At 66.7% G+C, this 19,922-nt stretch carries 17 protein-coding genes and 1 tRNA gene; 9 read left to right on the forward strand and 9 right to left on the reverse strand.

What is annotated here, in order from left to right:
* Positions 1–47: 47 nt before the first annotated feature.
* On the forward strand, positions 48–1,892 hold the full coding sequence (locus M529_RS27415) for an ABCB family ABC transporter ATP-binding protein/permease (protein ID WP_021316471.1): 1,845 nt from the start codon (positions 48–50) through the stop codon (positions 1,890–1,892).
* A 12-nt stretch (positions 1,893–1,904) separates the two neighbouring features.
* The gene (locus M529_RS27420) at positions 1,905–2,330 is read left to right on the forward strand and encodes a GFA family protein (RefSeq protein WP_031294165.1); all 426 of its coding nucleotides are present in this window, start codon (positions 1,905–1,907) and stop codon (positions 2,328–2,330) included.
* 3 nt (positions 2,331–2,333) lie between these two features.
* Here M529_RS27420 and M529_RS27425 read toward each other — a convergent pair whose 3' ends face one another.
* Together M529_RS27425 and M529_RS27430 are read right to left on the reverse strand one after the other, a co-directional pair.
* Positions 2,334–2,732 carry an acyl-CoA thioesterase gene (locus M529_RS27425; RefSeq protein ID WP_021316473.1) on the reverse strand — a complete coding sequence of 133 codons (399 nt, stop codon included), beginning with the start codon at positions 2,730–2,732 and terminating at the stop codon, positions 2,334–2,336.
* Positions 2,732–4,786, reverse strand: coding sequence for a S9 family peptidase (locus M529_RS27430; RefSeq protein ID WP_021316474.1), 2,055 nt, complete (start codon positions 4,784–4,786; stop codon positions 2,732–2,734). The genes M529_RS27425 and M529_RS27430 overlap by 1 nt, the downstream gene beginning before the upstream one ends.
* A gap of 93 nt (positions 4,787–4,879) precedes the next feature.
* Between M529_RS27430 and M529_RS27435 the strand changes: the two genes are divergently transcribed.
* Complete coding sequence (locus M529_RS27435) at positions 4,880–6,661, forward strand: aminopeptidase P family protein (RefSeq protein ID WP_021316475.1); 1,782 nt, start codon at positions 4,880–4,882, stop codon at positions 6,659–6,661.
* Between the two features lie 114 nt (positions 6,662–6,775).
* Here M529_RS27435 and M529_RS50505 read toward each other — a convergent pair whose 3' ends face one another.
* Positions 6,776–6,904, reverse strand: a complete 129-nt coding sequence (locus M529_RS50505; protein WP_269078858.1) for a hypothetical protein — start codon at positions 6,902–6,904, stop codon at positions 6,776–6,778.
* Positions 6,905–7,018: 114 nt separating this feature from the next.
* On the opposite strand from M529_RS50505, the gene M529_RS27445 reads away from it, so the two are divergent.
* A tRNA-Thr gene (locus tag M529_RS27445) sits at positions 7,019–7,093 on the forward strand.
* Between the two features lie 37 nt (positions 7,094–7,130).
* Here M529_RS27445 and M529_RS27450 read toward each other — a convergent pair.
* On the reverse strand, positions 7,131–8,042 hold the full coding sequence (locus M529_RS27450; RefSeq protein WP_021316477.1) for a LysR family transcriptional regulator: 912 nt from the start codon (positions 8,040–8,042) through the stop codon (positions 7,131–7,133).
* 128 nt (positions 8,043–8,170) lie between these two features.
* On the opposite strand from M529_RS27450, the gene M529_RS27455 reads away from it, so the two are divergent.
* Positions 8,171–9,316 (forward strand): isovaleryl-CoA dehydrogenase, encoded by a 1,146-nt coding sequence (locus tag M529_RS27455; protein ID WP_021316478.1) that lies wholly within the window; start codon positions 8,171–8,173, stop codon positions 9,314–9,316.
* Complete coding sequence (locus M529_RS27460; protein ID WP_021316479.1) at positions 9,313–10,914, forward strand: carboxyl transferase domain-containing protein; 1,602 nt, start codon at positions 9,313–9,315, stop codon at positions 10,912–10,914. The genes M529_RS27455 and M529_RS27460 overlap by 4 nt, the downstream gene beginning before the upstream one ends.
* 20 nt (positions 10,915–10,934) lie before the next feature.
* On the opposite strand, the gene M529_RS27465 is transcribed toward M529_RS27460, so the two are convergent.
* Positions 10,935–11,363, reverse strand: a complete 429-nt coding sequence (locus M529_RS27465; protein ID WP_021316480.1) for an endonuclease domain-containing protein — start codon at positions 11,361–11,363, stop codon at positions 10,935–10,937.
* Between the two features lie 77 nt (positions 11,364–11,440).
* Here M529_RS27465 and M529_RS27470 point away from each other — a divergent pair, with 77 nt between their 5' ends.
* Genes M529_RS27470 through M529_RS27480 form a run of 3 tightly spaced genes read left to right on the forward strand, consistent with a single transcriptional unit; the run spans position 11,441 to position 14,639 of the window.
* Positions 11,441–13,303 carry an acetyl/propionyl/methylcrotonyl-CoA carboxylase subunit alpha gene (locus tag M529_RS27470; RefSeq protein WP_021316481.1) on the forward strand — a complete coding sequence of 621 codons (1,863 nt, stop codon included), beginning with the start codon at positions 11,441–11,443 and terminating at the stop codon, positions 13,301–13,303.
* A 29-nt stretch (positions 13,304–13,332) separates the two neighbouring features.
* Positions 13,333–13,785 (forward strand): MaoC family dehydratase, encoded by a 453-nt coding sequence (locus tag M529_RS27475; protein ID WP_021316482.1) that lies wholly within the window; start codon positions 13,333–13,335, stop codon positions 13,783–13,785.
* On the forward strand, positions 13,782–14,639 hold the full coding sequence (locus tag M529_RS27480) for an HpcH/HpaI aldolase/citrate lyase family protein (RefSeq protein WP_021316483.1): 858 nt from the start codon (positions 13,782–13,784) through the stop codon (positions 14,637–14,639). Before M529_RS27475 ends, M529_RS27480 begins: the two co-directional genes overlap by 4 nt.
* On the opposite strand, the gene M529_RS27485 is transcribed toward M529_RS27480, so the two are convergent.
* From M529_RS27485 to paoA, 4 genes are all read right to left on the reverse strand, one after another.
* Positions 14,631–15,899: a DUF3422 domain-containing protein gene (locus M529_RS27485; protein WP_021316484.1), complete on the reverse strand. Its 1,269-nt coding sequence runs from the start codon at positions 15,897–15,899 to the stop codon at positions 14,631–14,633. The genes M529_RS27480 and M529_RS27485 overlap by 9 nt on opposite strands.
* 113 nt (positions 15,900–16,012) lie before the next feature.
* Positions 16,013–18,229, reverse strand: coding sequence for an aldehyde oxidoreductase molybdenum-binding subunit PaoC (gene paoC, locus M529_RS27490; protein ID WP_021316485.1), 2,217 nt, complete (start codon positions 18,227–18,229; stop codon positions 16,013–16,015).
* A complete protein-coding gene (locus M529_RS27495) occupies positions 18,226–19,182 on the reverse strand; it encodes an FAD binding domain-containing protein (protein ID WP_021316486.1) in 957 nt (318 codons plus the stop codon). The genes paoC and M529_RS27495 overlap by 4 nt, the downstream gene beginning before the upstream one ends.
* Positions 19,179–19,811: an aldehyde dehydrogenase iron-sulfur subunit PaoA gene (gene paoA, locus M529_RS27500; protein WP_021316487.1), complete on the reverse strand. Its 633-nt coding sequence runs from the start codon at positions 19,809–19,811 to the stop codon at positions 19,179–19,181. The genes M529_RS27495 and paoA overlap by 4 nt, the downstream gene beginning before the upstream one ends.
* Between the last annotated feature and the right edge of the window lie 111 nt (positions 19,812–19,922).

Raw genomic sequence — 19,922 nt, forward strand, 5'->3', positions numbered from 1 at the left:
CCGGTGGGGGGTTATAAGGGCGGCGGGATCGGCCTACATTGGCGTCCATGCCTCCCTCCTCCCCCGACGCCACACCCGTTCCGCCCGCCTGGGCGACGCTCCGGCGCTTCATTCCCTATCTCTGGCCGGCCGACGCCCCCGCCCTGCGGCGGCGCGTCACCGTGGCGCTGTTGCTGGTGCTGGCGGCCAAGGTCGTCAGCCTCGCCATGCCCTTTGCCTACAAGGCGGCGATCGACCGCATGGCGCCGGGCATGGAGCCCGCCGTCGCGCTCGCGGTCGCGCTGGTGGTCGCCTATGCCGGCGCGCGCTTCGGATCGGTGCTGTTCGACAATCTGCGCAACGCGGTGTTCGAGCGCGTCGGGCAGGAAGCCGGACGCCGGCTGTCGGACGATGTGTTCGTCCATCTCCACCGCCTGTCGCTGCGCTTCCACCTCGACCGGCGCACGGGCGCGGTCACCAAGATCGTCGAGCGCGGGACCAAGAGCATCGACACGATGCTCTATTTCCTGCTGTTCAACATCGCGCCGACGGTGCTGGAACTGGCAGCGGTCTGCATCATCTTCTTCGTGAAGTTCGGCGCCGGGCTGGTCGCCGCGACACTGGCGATGGTCGGGCTGTACATCTGGTTCACCCGCACCGTCACCGAATGGCGCAACCAGCTGCGGCGCGACATGGTCGACCTCGACACCAACGCCGTCGCCCATGCGGTCGACAGCCTGCTGAATTTCGAGACGGTCAAATATTTCGGCGCGGAAGAGCGCGAGGCCCGGCGCTACGCCCGGGCGATGCGGCGCTATGCCGAAGCGGCGGTCAAGAGCGAGAACAGCCTCGCCTGGCTCAATGTCGGCCAGTCGCTGATCACCAACCTGATGATGGCGGGGGCCATGGGCTATACCGTCTGGGGCTGGAGCAAGGGCCAGTTCACGACCGGCGACGTCGTGCTGGTCAACACGCTGCTGGCACAGCTCTTCCGCCCGCTCGATCTCCTGGGCATGGTCTATCGCACCATCCGCCAGGGCCTGATCGACATGGAGGCGATGTACAAGCTGATCGACACGCAGACGGAGGTCGCCGATGCACCCGACGCACCGGCACTCCACGTCACCGCTGGCGAAGTGCGGTTCGACCAGGTGCATTTCGGGTACGATCCGGAGCGTGAGATCCTGCACGGGATCAGCTTCACGGTGCCGGCGGGGCATACGCTGGCGATCGTCGGGCCTTCGGGCGCGGGCAAGTCCACCATCGCCCGCATCCTCTTTCGCTTCTACGACATTCAGTCGGGACGGGTCACGATCGACGGGCAGGACATCGGCGCCGTGACGCAGCAGTCGCTGCGCGCCGCGATCGGTATCGTGCCGCAGGATATGGTGCTGTTCAACGACACGGTCGGCTACAACATAGCCTATGGCCGCGAGGGGGCGAGCAAGGCGGAGATCGAGGCGGCGGCAAGGGCGGCGCAGATCCACGACTTCATCATGGGCCTGCCGCAGGGCTATGACACGCGCGTGGGCGAGCGGGGCCTCAAGCTTTCGGGCGGCGAGAAGCAGCGCGTCGCCATTGCCCGCACCTTGCTGAAAGACCCGCCGGTGCTGGTGCTGGACGAGGCAACCAGCGCATTGGACAGCCGCACCGAAACCGAAATCCAGGACGTGCTGCGCAGCATAGCGCGCAAAAGAACAACGCTGATCGTCGCGCATCGTCTCTCCACCGTGGTCGACGCGGACGAGATCATCGTGCTGGACCAGGGCCGGATCGTGGAACGCGGACGCCATGCCGATCTGGTCCGCGCCGACGGGCTCTATGCCGCGATGTGGGCGCGGCAGGCCGCGGAACGGGAAGAGGTGGAGCCAGAACCGAAGATCGAGGATGTGTTCGAGGTGGCTCGACAATAGGGGGAGCAAATCATGACTGAAGAGGTCCGGAAACATGATGGCGGGTGCCATTGCGGCGCCGTGCGTTTCCAGGTCACCCTGAGCCAAGGCTTCGACACGGCTCGACGCTGCACCTGCTCCTATTGCCGGATGCGGGGCGCTGTCGCCGTCTCCGCCCGCTTCGGCGACATGAAAATCACGAAGGGGGCGGACAAATTATCGTCCTATCGCTTCAATACCGGGGCGGCCCAGCACTTCTTCTGTTCCCTGTGCGGTATCTACACCCATCATCAACGTCGGTCGAACCAGGCCGAATATGGCATCAATGTCGCCTGTCTCGACGGCGTCAGTCCCTTTGATTTCACGGCGGTGCCGGTGGTGGATGGCGTCAACCATCCCAATGATGTGGGCGGCCAGGCACGTCGTATCGGGACATTGCGCTTCGACCCGACCGAATGAGGCTCACCCGTCGACGAAGTTCGCCGCCACCTCCGCCGGCACACGCAGGATGCGTCCGCTGGCCTTGTCGATGATCGCCCAGGTGGATTTGGCTGCCACCTTCACCTTCCCGTCCTCGCCGGTAAATTCCATGTGGCGGTCGAAACGGGCGCCGCGTGGACCTTCGGGAATCCAGGTGCGCGCCGTCACCGTCTCGCCCGCCTTCACATTGCCGCGATAGTCGATTTCGTGCCGGGTCACGACCCATATATAGGCGTCGACATGCGCCGGGTCGGCGTCGTGCATCCAATGCTCGACCGCGACCTGCTCCATCCACTGCACCCAGACGGCGTTGTTGACATGGCCGAGCACGTCGATGTGCTCGGGCAGGGCCGTAATCCGCTTGGTGAAGCGCGACGCCATCAGCTTGCCACACCCAGTTGCCACAGGATAAAGGCGAATTCCTCCGCCGTCTCCTGAAGGCTTTCGAAGCGGCCGGACTTGCCGCCATGGCCCGCACCCATATTGGTCTTGAAGATCAGGACATTGTCGTCGGTCTTGGTCGCGCGCAGCCGGGCGACCCATTTGGCCGGCTCCCAATAGGTGACGCGCGGATCGTTGAGCCCGGCCGTCACCATCAACGGCGGATAATCCTGCGCCTTCACATTGCCATAGGGATCATAGGCCCGGATCGTCTCGAACGCCGCTCGGTCCTCGATCGGATTGCCCCATTCGGGCCATTCGCCGGGCGTCAACGGCAGCGTCTCGTCCAGCATGGTGTTGAGTACATCGACGAAGGGCACATGCGCCACCACCGCGCCCCAGAGGTCGGGATCGCTATTGGCGACCGCGCCCATCAGCTCGCCGCCTGCCGAGCCGCCCGAGATACTGATGCGGCCCTTGCTCGTATAGCCGCGCTCGATCAGCCCCTTCGCCACGTCGACGAAATCGGTGAACGTGTTGGTCCGCTTGTCCAGCTTCCCGTCCAGATACCATTGCTGGCCGAGGTCATCGCCGCCGCGGATATGGGCGAGCGCGAAGGCGAAGCCGCGGTCGAGCAGCGAGAGACGCGTGGTGGAGAAGCCCGGCTCCATCGCGATGCCGTAGGCGCCATAGCCATAGAGATGCAGCGGCGCGCTGCCGTCGCGGGGCAGGTCCTTCGGGTAGACGATCGAGACGGGGATCGGCGTGCCGTCGCGCGCCGGGATCATCAGCCGCTCGGTCGCATAGCGGGTCGAGTCGTAGCCCGAGGGGATTTCCTGGACCTTCAGCACCTCCAGCTCGCCCGTCGCCAGATGATAGTCGTAGATGGTGTCGGGCGTGACCATCGATTCATAGCCGATGCGCAGCTTCGTCACGTCATATTCGGGATTGTCGTCGAGCCCGGCGGAATAGCTCGCTTCCGGAAAGGGGATGCGCTTGGCCGCATGGGTGGCGTAGTCGCGCAGCTCGATCTGGTCGAGCCCGTCCTGCCGTCCTTCGGTGACGTAGAAGCCCTTGAACAGGGTGAAGTCGGTCAGGTAGAAATGATCGTCCGGGGCGATCACCTCGGTCCACTCGCCGGGCGTCGCGATCGGCGCGGTCACCAGCCGGAAATTGGGGTGGGCATCGTTGGTGCGGATGTAGAGCGTGCCCTCATGCTCATCGACATCATATTCCCGGCCCTCCTGCCGCGCGGAGACCAGCAGCGGCGCGGCGGTCGGATCGTCGGCAGGCACCAGCCAGGCTTCGGTCGTCACATGGTCGCCGGTCGCGATGACGATCCACTTTTCCGACGAGGTAAGACCGATCGAGACGCGGAAGCCCTCGTCATCCTCGTGGAACAGTTCGACGTCGCTTTCCACCGGCTGCCCCAGCCGGTGAAGCCGGGCATTGTCGGTGCGCCAGTTGTCGTTGGCGAGGCCGTAGAGCAGCCCCTTGCTGTCGCTGGTCCACACGAGCGACGAGAGCGTGCCCGGGATCACCTCCGGCAGCAGGTCGCCTGTCGCCAGATCCTTGATCCGCGCCTCGAACCGTTCCGATCCGTTATTGTCGATCGCATAGGCGAGATAACGGCCGTCCGGGCTGACCGACATGGCGCCCAGGCGGAAATAGTCATGGCCTTCTGCCAGCGCGGGTTCGTCCAGGATCAGCTGGTCCTCGCCGCCCGCCACGGGCCTGCGATACCATTTGCGATATTGCGCCCCGACCTCGAAGGCGCGCCAGTAGATATAGTCGCCGTCCTTCTGTGGGACCGAGCTGTCATCTTCCTTGATGCGCCCCTTCATTTCCGCGAACAGTGCATCGGTCAAGGGCTTGCGCGGCGCCATCGCCGCCTCGAACCAGGCATTTTCCGCCTCCAGATGGGCGAGTACGTCCTTGTCCGTCACCTCGGGATAGCCAGGGTCGCGCAGCCAGGCCCAGGGATCGTCGACCGTGATGCCGTGATGGGTGATGCTGTGGGGACGGCGTTCGGCGATGGGAGGTTTTGCGGTCATTCGGTGTCCAGTTGTTGGCATAAGCGGCCTGGCACGCTTATGTTGTCCACTTTGTGGCCCGCGCAAGGGGCCAGTTGATCCAGGGAAGTTTCGATGTCCAGTTATGAAGACCGCCTGAAGGCCCTGCGCGCGCAGTTGCTGCGCGACCGGCTGGACGGCTTCGTCGTGCCGTTGACCGACGAGCATATGAGCGAATATGTCGGCGCCTATGCGCAGCGGCTGGCCTGGCTGACGGGCTTTCAGGGATCGGCGGGCAGCGCGGTGGTGCTGCCGGAGGAAGCCGCGATCTTCGTCGACGGGCGCTACACGCTGCAGGTGCGCGAGCAGGTCGACCCGGCGCACTGGCAGTATGAAAGCGTGCCGCAGACCTCCGTCGCGGCCTGGCTGGGCGCCCATGCACCGCAGGGCGGGCGGATCGGCTACGACCCGTGGCTGCACACCCGCGCCTGGGTCAGCCAGGCGACCGAGGCGCTGGCGGCGAAGGGTGCGGAACTGGTCGCCGTCGACACCAACCCCATCGACCGCGTCTGGCCCGACCGCCCGGCGCCCAGCGAAGCCCGGCTGGTGGTGCATGAGGACCGCTTCGCCGGGCGGAGCGCGGCGGAGAAGCGGCAGGCGATGGCCGACTGGCTGACGGGCAGGAAGGCCGATGCGGCGGTGCTTTCGGCGCTCGACTCGATCGCCTGGACCTTCAACATCCGCGGCAAGGACGTGGAGCGCACGCCGGTCGCACTCGCCTATGCGATCGTCCATGCCGATGCGACCGCCGACCTTTATGTCGCGCCGGAGAAAATGGACGAGGCCGTCGCCAAGCATCTGGGCAATGCCGTGCGCGTGCACGACCGCGCGGCCTTCGCCGAGGCGCTCGGCAGCTTGAGCGGCAAGACCGTGGTCGCCGATCCGGAGCGGGCGGTAGCCGCGATCTTCGAGGGGCTGGAGACGGGTGGCGCGAAGGTGCTGGCGCTGCGCGATCCGGCGGTGCTGCCCAAGGCGATCAAGAACCCGGTCGAGATCGCCGGGCACAAGGCGGCGCAGACGCGCGATGGGGCCGCGCTCAGCCGCTTCCTCCACTGGATCGCGACCGAAGCGCCCAAAGGCGGGCTCACCGAAATGATTGCCGCCGACCGGCTGGAGGCGTTCCGCAAGGACACCGGCCTGCTGGAGGATCTGTCGTTCGACACGATCAGCGGCGCGGGGCCGAACGGCGCCGTTGTGCACTATCGCGTCGAGGAGAAGACCAACCGGCCGATCGAAACCGGCACGCTCTATCTCGTCGATTCAGGCGGCCAGTATCGCGACGGGACGACCGACGTCACCCGCACGATCGCCGTCGGCACGCCCAGCGAGGAGATGAAGCACCGCTTCACCCTGGTGCTGAAGGGGCATGTTGCGCTGGCGCGTGCGGTATTCCCCAAGGGGACGCGCGGCGGCCAGCTCGATGCGCTGGCGCGGCAGTTCCTCTGGGCGGAGGGGCTGGACTATGCCCATGGCACCGGCCATGGCGTCGGCAGCTTCCTGTCGGTGCATGAGGGGCCGCAACGCATCGCGACCTTCGGCGGCGGCGACGAGCCGCTGCAGGCAGGCATGATCCTGTCCAACGAGCCCGGTTACTACAAGACCGGTGAATATGGCATCCGCATCGAAAATCTGGTGCTGGTGGAGGAACGCGCGATCGAGGGGGCGGAACGCGAGATGCTCGGCTTCGAGACGCTCACCTTCGCGCCGATCGACCGGAACCTCATCTCGGTGCCGATACTGACCGGCGAGGAACGCGCCTGGATCGATGCCTATCATGCGAAGGTGCTGGAAGTGGTCGGGCCGCAGCTGGAGGGCGGGGCGCTGGACTGGCTGAGGGCGGCGTGCGCGCCGCTGTAGGAGCTCTCACCCCGCTGTTCGGGCTGAACTTGTCGAAGCCTCTTTCTTTTCTTCAAAGCGAAATGGAGCCCCTCGACAGGCTCAGGGCGAACGGAGGTTGAGCAAAACGGATCCTCAATCGTCGGGCCGACGATCCGCCTTCTCGGTCGACGCACTCTCCCGCGCCTGAGCCTTGCGTCGGCGCAGATTGTCGCGCAGCGCCTGCGCCAGCCGTGCCTTGCGTTCGTCCGCTGTCTCCGTCATGGCGCAACGCATAAGCAAATCGCGCCCGCCGCCGCAAGCCGCCTTGACAAGCCGGGCGACCGCGGTCATAGGCCCGGCTCCGTCGCCCGGACATGGGCCACGCGATGAAATAGTGCTGCCGTAGCTCAGTGGTAGAGCGCATCCTTGGTAAGGCTGAGGTCGTGAGTTCAATCCTCACCGGCAGCACCATCATTTCGATGACATCGAAGACCATCCCGCGAACGGGTTACCCTGCGGGCCAGGCGGACCGTCCCAGATCGTCCCGCGCCAGGCCGGCAAGGCTGGCGTCGATCACCTGAAGCAACGACGGCATGGCGCTCAGCAGGCCCTCCCCCTCGACTGTCGCGGCCCAGCCCAGCGTCCGCTCGACGGAAAAGCCGGCGAGCCGGGGCCGCACTACGCCGGGCGCTTGGAAGCACATCGGCATCACCGTCACGCCCAGCCCGGCGGCGACCATCCGCAGGACTCGTTCATCATTTGTCGATCGCAGCGCGAAATGCGGCCGCACGCCGCGCTCGGTGAAGAAGCGGCTGGTCTCCGAAAGCGCCTCGCAATGGCGCCGGACCATCATCACCTCCTGCGCCAGCAGCTCGGGCGCGATCGCGCTCTCCCCCGCGAGCCGATGCCCCGCGGGAAGGGCGAGGCCATAGCCCTCCGTGACGATCGGCCGCTCCAGAAACCGGTCGGCACCGCGCCCGACGAGCGTGACCGCAAGGTCGATCCTCCCCCGCGCCAGATGGCCCGTCAGCTCCCTTTCGGTACCGAACAGCAGTTCGAACCGATGGGATTGCGCGGGATGCGTCCGCGCGACGCATTCGGCGATGATCTCGGTAGGGACGCTCGACAGGATGCCGAGACGCAGGTTGGGCTGGTCCATGCCCTCCCCCGTCATCGCCTGCATCGCGCCGTTGAACTCGCGCTCGATCCGGCGGGCATGGAGGAGGAAGCGGGCACCGGCACTCGTCAGCTCGACGCGCTGGCTCGACCGCACGAACAGCTGCGCCTGAAGCGTCCTTTCCAGCTTGGAAATGCCGACGGAAAGGGTCGGCTGGGACACGTTGCAATGGGCGGCAGCACGGGAGAAATTGCCCTGGTCGACGACGGCCAGGAAATAACGGAGCAGATATCTGTCGAGCATCGATGGGGGCACCTCCGGCGACACATGGACGATCGCTGAATAGATGCTGTCTATGCTGTCGTTATCGAAACTTCAATTTTCATATCTTTCCCCCTTCCGCTAGAAGATGGCCCGGGAAGAGAGGTGCCATGGCTGATTTCGACTTCGCCCTGGGCGAAAATGCGGACCTGATCCGCGAGACCACTGCCCGCTTTGCTGCCGAGCGGATCGCGCCGCTTGCCGCGCGGATCGACGCGGAGGACTGGTTCCCCCGCGACCTGTGGCCGGCCATGGGAGAGCTCGGCCTGCACGGCATTACGGTGGAGCAGGAGTTCGGCGGCCTCGGCCTCGGCTATCTGGAGCATGTCGTCGCGCAGGAGGAAGTGGCGCGGGCGTCAGCCTCGGTGGGTCTCTCCTACGGCGCGCATTCCAACCTCTGCGTCAACCAACTGCGCCGTTGGGGCAATGAAGCGCAGAAAGCGAAATATCTGCCGAAGCTGATTTCCGGCGAACATGTCGGCAGCCTCGCCATGTCGGAAGCGGGCGCCGGCTCGGACGTCGTGTCGATGAAGCTCAAGGCAGAGAAGAAGGGCGACCGCTACATCCTCAACGGCACGAAGTTCTGGATCACCAACGCCCCCTATGCCGACACGCTGGTCGTCTATGCGAAGACCGGCGAGGGATCGCGCGGCATCACCACCTTCATCGTCGAGAAGGATTTCCCCGGCTTCTCGATCGGCCAGAAGATCGACAAGATGGGCATGCGCGGATCGCCTACGGCCGAGCTGGTGTTCGACGGCTGCGAGGTGCCGGAGGAGAATGTCATGGGGCCGCTCAACGGTGGCGTCGGCGTGCTGATGTCCGGCCTGGACTATGAACGGACCGTGCTGTCGGGCATACAGCTCGGCATCATGCAGGCCTGCCTCGATGTGGTGCTGCCCTATGTCCGGGAACGGAAGCAGTTCGGCAAGCCGATCGGCAGCTTCCAGCTGATGCAGGCGAAGGTTGCCGACATGTATGTCGCGCTTAATTCCGCCCGCGCCTATGTCTATGCCGTGGCAAAGGCATGCGACGCGGGGCGCACCACCCGCTTCGACGCGGCAGGCGCGATCCTGCTGGCGAGCGAGAATGCGATGAAGGTGGCGCTCGAAGCCGTGCAGGCGCTGGGCGGGGCGGGCTATACGAAGGACTGGCCGGTGGAGCGTTACATGAGGGACGCCAAGCTGCTCGACATCGGCGCCGGCACCAACGAGATCCGTCGCATGCTGATCGGCCGGGAGCTGATCGGGGCATGAGCGCACCCGTCCTCGATACGAAACTCTCGCCCGACAGCGACGCTTTCCGCAGCAACGCCGCGCATAATCGCGCGCTGGTGGATGAGTTGCGCGCAAAGGTCGCCGCCGCCGCGCGCGGCGGATCGGACAGCGCGCGGGACAAGCATGTCGCGCGCGGCAAGCTGCTCCCCCGCGACCGCGTCGAACGGCTGCTCGATCCCGGCAGCCCCTTCCTCGAAGTCGGCCAGCTCGCCGCCAACGGCCTCTACAATGATGAAGTGCCCGGTGCGGGCATCGTCGCCGGCATCGGCCGCGTCGCCGGCCGACAAGTGATGATCGCCTGCAACGATGCGACGGTGAAGGGCGGCACCTACTTCCCGATGACGGTGAAGAAGCATCTGCGCGCGCAGGAGATCGCGCTCGAAAACCGCCTGCCCTGCGTCTACCTCGTCGACAGCGGCGGCGCGAACCTCCCCAACCAGGCGGAGGTCTTCCCGGACAAGGACCATTTCGGCCGCATCTTCTACAATCAGGCGCAGATGTCGGCGCGCGGCATCCCCCAGATCGCCTGCGTCATGGGCAGCTGCACGGCGGGTGGTGCCTATGTCCCGGCGATGTGCGACGAAAGCGTCATCGTCCGCAACCAGGGCACCATCTTCCTCGCCGGCCCGCCGCTGGTGCAGGCGGCGACGGGCGAGGTCATCAGCGCCGAGGATCTCGGCGGTGGCGACCTCCACGGTCGCAAATCGGGCGTGGTCGATCATGTCGCAGAGAATGACGACCATGCGCTGACCATCGTCCGCGACATCGTCTCGACCCTCCAGCCCGATGCCATGCCGGACGTCAACCTGCGCGACCCGCGCGCGCCGCTTTACGACGCGAGCGATCTCTATGGCATCGTGCCGCAGGATGTCCGCGCGCCCTATGACGTGCGCGAGGTGATCGCGCGGATCGTGGACGGCAGCGAATTCCACGAGTTCAAGGCGCTCTACGGCACCACGCTCGTCTGCGGCTTCGCCCATATCTGGGGGATGCCGGTCGCCATCCTCGCCAATAACGGCGTCCTGTTCAGCGAGAGCGCGGTCAAAGGCGCGCATTTCATCGAACTCGCCTGCCAGCGGCGCATACCTTTGCTGTTCCTCCAGAATATCTCCGGCTTCATGGTCGGCGGCAAATATGAGGCGGAGGGGATCGCCAAGAACGGCGCAAAGCTCGTCACCGCCGTCGCCACCGCGCAGGTTCCCAAGATCACCGTGCTGATCGGCGGCAGCTTCGGCGCGGGCAATTACGGCATGTGCGGGCGCGCCTACGGCCCGCGTTTCCTCTTCACCTGGCCCAACAGCCGCATCTCGGTCATGGGCGGAGAGCAGGCGGCGAGCGTGCTGGCGACCGTCAACCGCGACGCCGCCAACTGGACGCCCGAACAGGCCGAAGCCTTCAAGGCGCCGATCCGCCAGCGCTTCGAGGATGAAGGCAATCCCTATTACGCCACCGCGCGCTTGTGGGACGACGGCGTCATCGATCCCGCACAGACCCGCGACGTGCTGGGCCTAGCCTTCGCCGCCACGCTGAACGCGCCGATCGAACAGCGCGCGCAGTTTGGCGTGTTCCGGATGTGATGCGGTCAGGCGCGCTCTTGTCATTCCTCCCCCAGCTTGTCTGGGGGAGGGGGACCGCCCGGCGCAGCCGGGTAGGGGAGGGGCAGCCACGCCTCCGCTTGTGCCACGATGAAGCGCACGACTTCATCCAGATCGACCAGCACATCTCGCGCTGGGACACGCAAGGTCAGGATACCCTGCGCCGCGAACCAATCACCCCGCACCGCGTCCTTGTTGGGCCGGTCGCCCCGGTCATGTACGCCGCCATCGACCTCGATCGCGAGCCGGGCATCGCTGCAATAGAAGTCGAGAATGAAGACGCCGCTCGGATGCTGGCGCCTGAACTTGGGCCCGCCGGGACGGCACCGCAGCACCTGCCACAGCAGCACGTCCGGCAAGCTCATCGCGCGTCGCAGCCGGCGCGCCTTGCCGATGCTTCCCCGCGCCTTGGGCGCTCTGTCTTTGAGCATCGCGACACCCCCTCCATCATGCTTCGCATGGTCCCCCTCCCCGAGACAAGCTCGGGGAGGATTGATCGGAGCCAACCATGATCGCCTCCCTCCTCATCGCCAATCGGGGCGAGATCGCCTGCCGCATCATCCGCACCGCGCGGGCGATGGGAATCCGCACCGTCGCGGTCTATTCGGACGCCGACGCGCAGGCGCTCCACGTCCGATCCGCTGATGAGGCGGTCCATATCGGCTCATCGCCGGCGCGCGAATCCTATCTGGTCGGCGAGAAGATCATCGCCGCCGCGAAGGCGACCGGCGCGGAAGCCATCCACCCCGGCTATGGCTTCCTGTCCGAAAATGCCGATTTCGCGCAGGCGGTGATCGACGCCGGGCTCATCTGGGTCGGGCCGCGGCCTCACAGCATCCGCGCCATGGGGCTCAAGGACGCGGCCAAGAAGCTGATGCAGGACGCTGGCGTCCCCACCACGCCCGGCTATCTGGGCGAGGACCAAAGCAAGGCGCGCCTGAAGGCCGAGGCCGACGCCATCGGCTACCCCGTCCTCATCAAGGCGGTCGCGGGCGGCGGTGGCAAGGGGATGCGCAAGGTCGATGCGGCAGCCGACTTCGCCGAAGCACTCGCCTCCTGTCGGCGCGAGGCGGCGTCCAGCTTCGGCAACGACGCCGTGCTGCTCGAAAAATATATCACCAACCCGCGCCATATCGAGGTGCAGGTGTTCGGCGACACCCATGGCAATGTCGTCCACCTGTTCGAGCGCGACTGCTCGCTCCAGCGTCGCCACCAGAAGGTGATCGAGGAAGCGCCGGCGCCCGGCATGACCGAGTTCACCCGCGCCGCCATCTGCGACGCCGCCGTCCGCGCTGCGAAGGCGGTGGACTATGTCGGCGCGGGCACGATCGAATTCATCGCCGACGGTTCGGCCGGCCATATCAAGCCCGACCGCGTCTGGTTCATGGAGATGAACACCCGGCTCCAGGTCGAACATCCAGTGACCGAGGAGATCACCGGCGTCGATCTCGTCGAATGGCAGCTCCGCGTCGCGTCGGGCGAACCGTTGCCGAAGAAGCAGCACGAACTGTCGATCAACGGCCACGCCATCGAAGCGCGCCTCTATGCCGAAGACCCGGCCAAGGGCTTCCTGCCGAGCATCGGCAGACTGGAGCGGTTCGAACTCGACGGCAGCGTCCGTATCGACAAGGGAGTCTATCAGGGTGCGAGTATCTCCCCCTATTACGACCCGATGATCGCCAAGATGATCGCCCACTCGAGCGACCGCGAGGGTGCACGCGAAGATCTGGTCCGCGCGCTCAACGACAGCGTCATCTGGCCCGTTCGTACCAATGCCGCCTTTCTCATGAACCTGCTCGATCACCCGGATTTCGTCGCCGGATCGGTGGACACCGGCCTTATCGAGCGGGCGGGCGAAACGCTGATGCCGCCGGATGCGCCCTCGGACGATCTGCTGTCCGATTCCACCGGAGACTATGGGCGGCAGGCGCTGGCCGGATTCCGGCTGAACGCCCCGCCTCGGCGGGAGGTCGTACTGGCGGTCAATGGCCAGATCAGGACGGCGCACATGCCGCTCCATGACTATGTGGATCAGAAGCCGCTCGCTGGCCCCGCTGACCCGCCTTCAGAGATGTTCTGGACCGAAGAGGGACAAACCTGGCGGATCGGCCCGCTGCGCGTATCGGGCGCTGCCACCGGCGCAGCCTCCGACGGGGCAATCCTGTCGCCCATGCCGGGCCGCATCATCGCCGTCGCCGTCTCACCAGATGAGCGGGTCACCAAGGGCCAGAAGCTGCTTACCCTCGAAGCCATGAAAATGGAGCACAGCCTGGTCGCGCCTTTCGACGGCACCGTGACGGAGCTGAACGCGGCCGAAGGCGGGCAGGTGAGTGAAGGAGCGCTGCTGGCCAAGATCGAGAAGGCGGACTAGCACGGCGTCGGCAGGATCGGGAGGTCAGGATGGCAGGCAGATATTTCGACCAGTGGCAGGTGGGCGACAGCATCGCCCATGAAATCCGCCGCACCGTGACGGAGACCGACAATCTCCTCTTCTCGACGATGACCCACAATCCCCAGCCGCTCCATATCGACGTCGAGGCGGCGCGGGCGAGCGAGTTCGGACAGATCCTCGTCAACGGCACTTTCACCTTCGCGCTGATGGTGGGCCTGTCGGTCGGCGACACGACCTTGGGCACGCTGGTCGCCAATCTCGGCTACGACAAGCTGATCATGCCCAACCCGGTCTTCATCGGCGACACGCTCCGCTGCGAGACCGAAGTGACCGACCTCAAACCCAGCAGGTCCCGGCCCACCGCCGGCATCGTCACCTTCACCCATCGTCTGCGGAACCAGCGCGACGAGGTCGTCTGCCAATGCCTGCGCACAGCGCTGATCAAGCGGTCCGACGCATGATCCTGCGCTCGCTGCTCTTCGTTCCCGCCGACCGGCCCGATCGCTTCGCCAAGGCGGCCGCCAGCGGGGCCGACGCGATCATCCTCGACCTGGAGGACTCGGTCCTGCCGGAGCGGAAGGCCGCAGGGCGCGCCGCCCTCGCCGAATGGCTCTCCGCCGAACGCCCCATTCCAGCCTTCGTGCGCGTCAATCCGCTGGCGACGGGCCTCACCGCGGCTGATCTCAAAGCCGTGATGCCCGGCGCGCCGGACGGCATCGTCCTGCCCAAGGCGGAGGGAAGCGCAAGCATCGACGCCATCGCCGCCCTGATGGGCGAGCTTTCCGTTCCCATCCTCCCGATCGCCACGGAGACACCCGCCGCGCTTTTTGCGCTCGGGAGCTATGCAACCGTGGGCGAGCGGCTGGCGGGCCTCACCTGGGGAGCGGAGGACCTGCCGGCGGCGATCGGCGCCACGACATCGCGCGAGCCGGACGGCCGCTATACCCCCCCCTATGAGTTGGTCCGCTCGCTCGCCCTCTTCGCCGCCCACGCCGCGGGAGTGGCCGCGATAGAGACGGTCTATCCCGACGTGGGCGATGCCGATGGCCTCACGGCTTATGTCGCCCGCGCCCGGAGGGATGGTTTCACCGGCATGATGGCGATCCATCCCCGCCAGGTGGAGATCATAAACAGGGGGTTCACCCCGACCGAGCAGGAACTGCGCCACGCCCGGGCGGTGGTGGAGGCGTTCCGCACGAACGACGGCGCTGGCGCACTTCTGCTGGAAGGCCGGATGATCGACCGGCCCCATCTGGTGCAGGCCGAACGGCTCCTCGCCCTGGCGGACAGGCTCGCCCCGCCGCCATCAATGTAGAGAGATCAGGCGCCTCCTGAGGCGGCCGAGCAGCAGGAACGCCGCCAGTACAACCAGCGGCACCGCCAGGCCAAGCGCCAGGGTCGACGAAAATCCGTGCCACAGCTTCTCTGCCGCCTTGGCCGGATAGGACAGCAGGCCGAGCGCATAATAGCTGATCGCTACCACCGACAATCCTTCCACCAAGTGCTGCAGGCGCAGCTGCATCCGCGCGCTGCGGTCCATGGAGGCGAGCAGCCGGCCGTTCTGGTTCTCGATGCGCGTCTCGATCCGTGTGCGCAGCAGCGCCGTGAACTGCGCTGTCCGGTCATTCAGTTGCGCGTGGCGCGCGGTGAAGGCGGCGCAGGTGCGCACCGCCGGGTTGAAGCGCCGCGCCGTGAAATCGGCGAGCGACTGGAAGCCCGGGATCGGCCGCGCATCCAGTTCCCGCAGCCTTTCCCCCACGATCTGGGCATAGGCGGCGGTCGCGCTCAGCCGGTAGTCGCAATGGCCGGCAACGCTCAGCAGCTCGGCAGACAGCCCGGTGAGGTCGGCCAAGAGATCGTCATCGCGGGACTGGTCCGTCGTCAACGCCAGCCCGATCTGCGCGAGCCGCTGGTCGAGCGTATCGAGCTTCGTCCAGTTGTCGCGGGCGATGGCCAGGCCCAGCAGCGCGAGGTTGCGGTAATTTCCCAGTTCCTGCAGCCGCTGGAGCGCGCGGGCGATGTCGCCGCTCGCCATGCCGTTGGCGGCGAACACCATGCGCCCCATGCCATCCTCATGGATGCGGAAATCGGCCCAGATGCGCCCGCCTCCGGCGATGTGGCAGCTGACCAGATGGTCGCCGTCGAAATCGGCGGCGGCGACCGCGTCCTGCGCCTGCCTGTCATCCTCCACCAGCAGGACATGGTTGGCGCGCACCACCTCGCCCGGCAGGGCGTCCAGCCATGCCATGGCCTGCAGCCGCGCGGGATCGGTGAAAGGCTGCCAGTCGAACGGCGCTGCCGCCGCTCCACAGAAGATCAGCGATGCAGTGCTTGCCTCGCTGTGCAGTTCCCACATCGCGGCGACATCCGGGGACCAGCGCCCGGTGGCATGGCGATGCTCCGGCCGGTCCAGCCGGGGCATGCTGTCGACCGCTGCACGCTCATCCTCGCGGTCCTCGGGCGCGACCATGCGCACCACCTGGATCAGCCGGGCGGGCGGCTCGAAGCCCGGCAGCCGGCGCAGGTGCATTTCCCCCACGACCTGTCGTCGCAGCGGATGTTCTATGAACGCCATCGTGACCTCCCCTCCCGGTGGTAACGCTACCGTCCTATACCCGCCGACCCGGTCTTGGATAGGGCGTAACGCAACATCGCCGATCGCGGGGCGTCACCGGAAAGGAAAGGCGATCAGGCGATGGCCGTCCCGTCGGCGTGGCGCAGCAGCTTGTCGATCGTCAGCGGATAGTCGCGCAGCCGCACCCCGGTGGCGTTGTAGATCGCATTGGCGACCGCCGCCCCCGCCCCGCAGATACCCAGCTCTCCCACGCCCTTTGCCTTCATCGGCGAAGACTTGTCGTCCAGCTCGTCGACGAACAGCACGTCCTGCTGCGGAATGTCGGCATGCACCGGCACCTGATACTCCGCCATGTCGTGGTTGACGAAGAAGCCGAAGCGCGTGTCGACCACCAGTTCCTCCATCAACGCAGCGCCCGCGCCCATGGTCATCGCGCCGATCACCTGGCTGCGCGCGGACTTGGGATTGAGGATGCGGCCGGCGGCGAAGGCCCCGCCCATGCGGCGGATGCGTACCTCTGCGGTGTCGACGTCCACGCCCACCTCGCAAAAATGGGCGCCGAAGGTCGCCTGGGCATAGCGCTTCTCGAGGTCACCATATTCCATCTTGTCCTCGGCCCACAGGCCCTCGCGCCCGGCGAGAGCACCCAGCTTTTGCGAACGGTTGCCCTGTTTCACCAGCCCGTCCTCGAAATCGGTCTGGTCGGCAGCAAAGCCCGCCTTTTCCGCCAGCTTCGCGCGCAGCGCCATGCAGGCGGCATAGACGCCCGCCGTGGAGCTGTTGGCGCCCCACTGCCCGCCCGACCCGGCCGAGACCGGGAAGCGGCTGTCGCCCAGCTTCACCGTCACCGCCTCCAGCGGCACGCCCAGCATCTCAGCCGCCGTCTGGCCGATGATGGTATAGGTGCCCGTGCCGATGTCGGTCATGTCCGTCTCAACGGTCACCCGGCCCTCAGCGTCCACGCCAACCCGCGCGCCGGAGGTCTGGACCAGATTGTTGCGAAAGGCGCTGGCCATGCCCATGCCCACCAGCCAACGGCCATCGCGCACCTGTCCGGGCTTCGGGTTGCGGCGGTTCCATCCGAAGCGGTCTGCGCCCTGGCGCAGGCATTCGACCAGCTTGCGGCTGGAAAAGGGACGCTGCGGCCCGGCCTCGGGATCGAACTGCACGTCGTTGCGGATGCGCAGCTCTACCGGATCGACGCCGCAGGCCTCGGCCAGCTCGTCCATCGCGACCTCCAGCGCCAGCAGGCCCACCGCCTCGCCGGGCGCGCGCATCGCGTTCCCTTCGGGCAGGTCGAGCGTCGCGAGCCGGTGGGTCGTGATGCGGTTGGCGCCCCGATACAGCAAGCGCGTCTGCTGCGCGGCTGTTTCCGGCCCGCCACCGGGCAGGTCGCCCGACCAGACATCGTGCGCGATCGCGTCGATCACGCCATTGCGGTCCGCGCCGAGGCGAATTCGCTGGATCGTCGCAGGCCGGTGCGTGGTGTTATTGGGGATCTGCGGCCGGGCGATCGCGACCTTGACCGGCCGTCCCACCTGCCGCGCGCCCAGTGCCGCCAGCAGAGCGTCCGCCCGCACGAACAGCTTCGAACCGAAGCCGCCGCCGATGTAGGGCGAGACGATCCGGACATTCTCCTTCTTGATCTTCAGCGTCTTGGCGACGTCGCCGACACCCCACGCGACCATCTGGTTCGCGGTCCAGAGCGTCAGCATGTCGCCGTTCCACGCCGCGATGGTCGCGTGCGGCTCCATCATCGCATGGCTCTGGTCGGGCGTGGTATAGGTCTGGTCGACCTTCACCGCTGCCTTGGCGAAGGCACCGTCGAAATCGCCGACGCTGGTATCGGGCTCGCTGCCAAAGCTCGCCTTGGGCTTGACGGCGTTGGCACGCTCGCCAGCGAGGTCGAAGCGGCCGGTGGCGGGCGCAAAGTCGATCTGGACCAGCTTCGCCGCGTCGCGCGCATTTTCCAGCGTGTCCGCGACGACCAGCGCCACCGCCTGCTCATAATGCTCGACCTTCGGCCCACCAAGCAGGCGGGCGGTGTTGAAATCGCCCTTCTCCAGCGGCCCGGCATTCTCATAGGTGACGATGCCCAGCACGCCGGGCGCGGCCTCCGCCGCCTTCAGGTCGATCGAGCGGATCGTGCCGCTGGCGATCGCCGATCCGACGATCCATCCATAGGCGGGCTTGGGCGCCGCATCGTGGCGCTCATAGGCATAGGGCGCGGTGCCGGTGACCTTCGCCGCGCCGTCGATCCGGTCGTGCGGAATGCCGACCACGCGGCCGCGATCGATGGGATTGGTGGTTGCGGGCGTATCGAACTTCATGCCGCTGCCTCCTTCTGCCGGAAGACCGAGGCGAGCGTGCGCGCGGTCAGTCCCTGCTTGAACCCGTTCTGCTCGGTGGGCCGCGCTCCGGCGAGCGCCGCCTCCGCCACCGCCTTCGCGCCGGAAGGCGCCGCGGCATCGGCCGCCGCGACCCGCCAGGGCTTGGGCGCCAGGCCGCCGAAGGCGAAACGCGCGCTGCCATCCTTGCCGAACACCGCCGCCACCGAAACCAGCGCGAAGGCGTAGGAGGCACGGTCGCGCACCTTGTGATAGACATGGGTGCCGCCCAGCGGCCGGGGCAGGGTCACCGCCGTGATGAGTTCGCCCGGCTTCAATGTATGTTCGACATGGGGCGTATCGCCCGGCAGCCGGTGGAAGTCGGCGATCGGGATCGCGCGGCGGCCGCCGGCGGCATCCACCGTCTCCACCGTCGCGTCGAGCAGCCGCATCGCCACCGCCATGTCGGACGGGTGCTGGGCGATGCAGGCATCGCTGGTGCCGATGATGGCGAGGCCCCTGCTGATGCCCTTCAGCGCAGCGCAGCCGCTGCCCGGGCGCCGCTTGTTGCAGGGCATGCGCGTGTCGTAGAAATAGGGGCAGCGCGTGCGCTGGAGCAGGTTGCCCGCCGTCGTCGCCTTGTTGCGAAGCTGGCCTGACGCACCGGCGACGAGCGCGCGGCTCAGCACCGCATAGTCGCGCCGCACGGTTGCGTCCGCGGCGAGATCGGTATTGCGCACCAGCGCACCGATGCGCAGCCCGCCCTCCGGCGTCTTCTCGATCTTGTCCAAGCCCAGCCGGTTCACGTCGACCAGATGGGCCGGCGTCTCGATCTGCAGCTTCATGAGGTCGAGCAGGTTGGTGCCGCCGGCAATGAAGCGGGCGCCCTGCACGCTCGCCACCGCCTTCGCGGCCTGCTCCAAGCTGGTCGCGCGCTCATAGGTGAAGGGCTTCATGCCTTGGCCTCCCCGGCGACATTGCGCATCGCGGCGATAATGTTGGGATAGGCGGCGCAGCGGCAGATATTGCCGCTCATCCGCTCGCGCAGTTCGGCGTCGCTCAGCGCCACCTTGTTTAGGTCGACCGTCGCGTGGCTCGGCACCCCGGCCTCGATCTCGTCCAGCACCGCCACGGCGGAACAGATCTGCCCCGGCGTGCAATAGCCGCACTGATAGCCGTCATGGACGATGAAGGCCTTCTGCATCGGGTGGAGCTTTTCGGGCGTGCCGAGGCCTTCGATCGTCGTCACCTTCTCGCCATCGTGCATGACGGCGAGCGTCAGGCAGCTGTTGATACGGCGGCCCTCGACGATCACGGTGCAGGCGCCGCACTGGCCGTGGTCGCAGCCCTTCTTGGTGCCGGTCAGATGCAGATGCTCGCGCAGCGCGTCGAGCAATGTCGTGCGCGGATCAAGCTGAAGATGCACTTCGCGCCCGTTGACGGTGAGTTCCACGGGGGTCATGCGGCCTCCTTCCTGCCTGGGTTGCGCGGCGACGGTCGATGCGCCGCCCAGCGCCGGCACGGTCGCCGCGACGGCGACGCCGCCCTGCAACAGCCCTCGGCGCGTCAAATGGTCGGACGTCATGGCGATCCTCCTCCTGCTGAAATGCCATACGAAGAGCGAATGCGATCGATCCGCGAGAGTCGGGAAAAACGTGTCGCGCGAGGGTAGCAGAGGCCACGCCATTGCCAAAGC

Origin of the sequence: Sphingobium ummariense RL-3 (assembly GCF_000447205.1) — a bacterium.
Lineage (GTDB): Bacteria > Pseudomonadota > Alphaproteobacteria > Sphingomonadales > Sphingomonadaceae > Sphingobium > Sphingobium ummariense.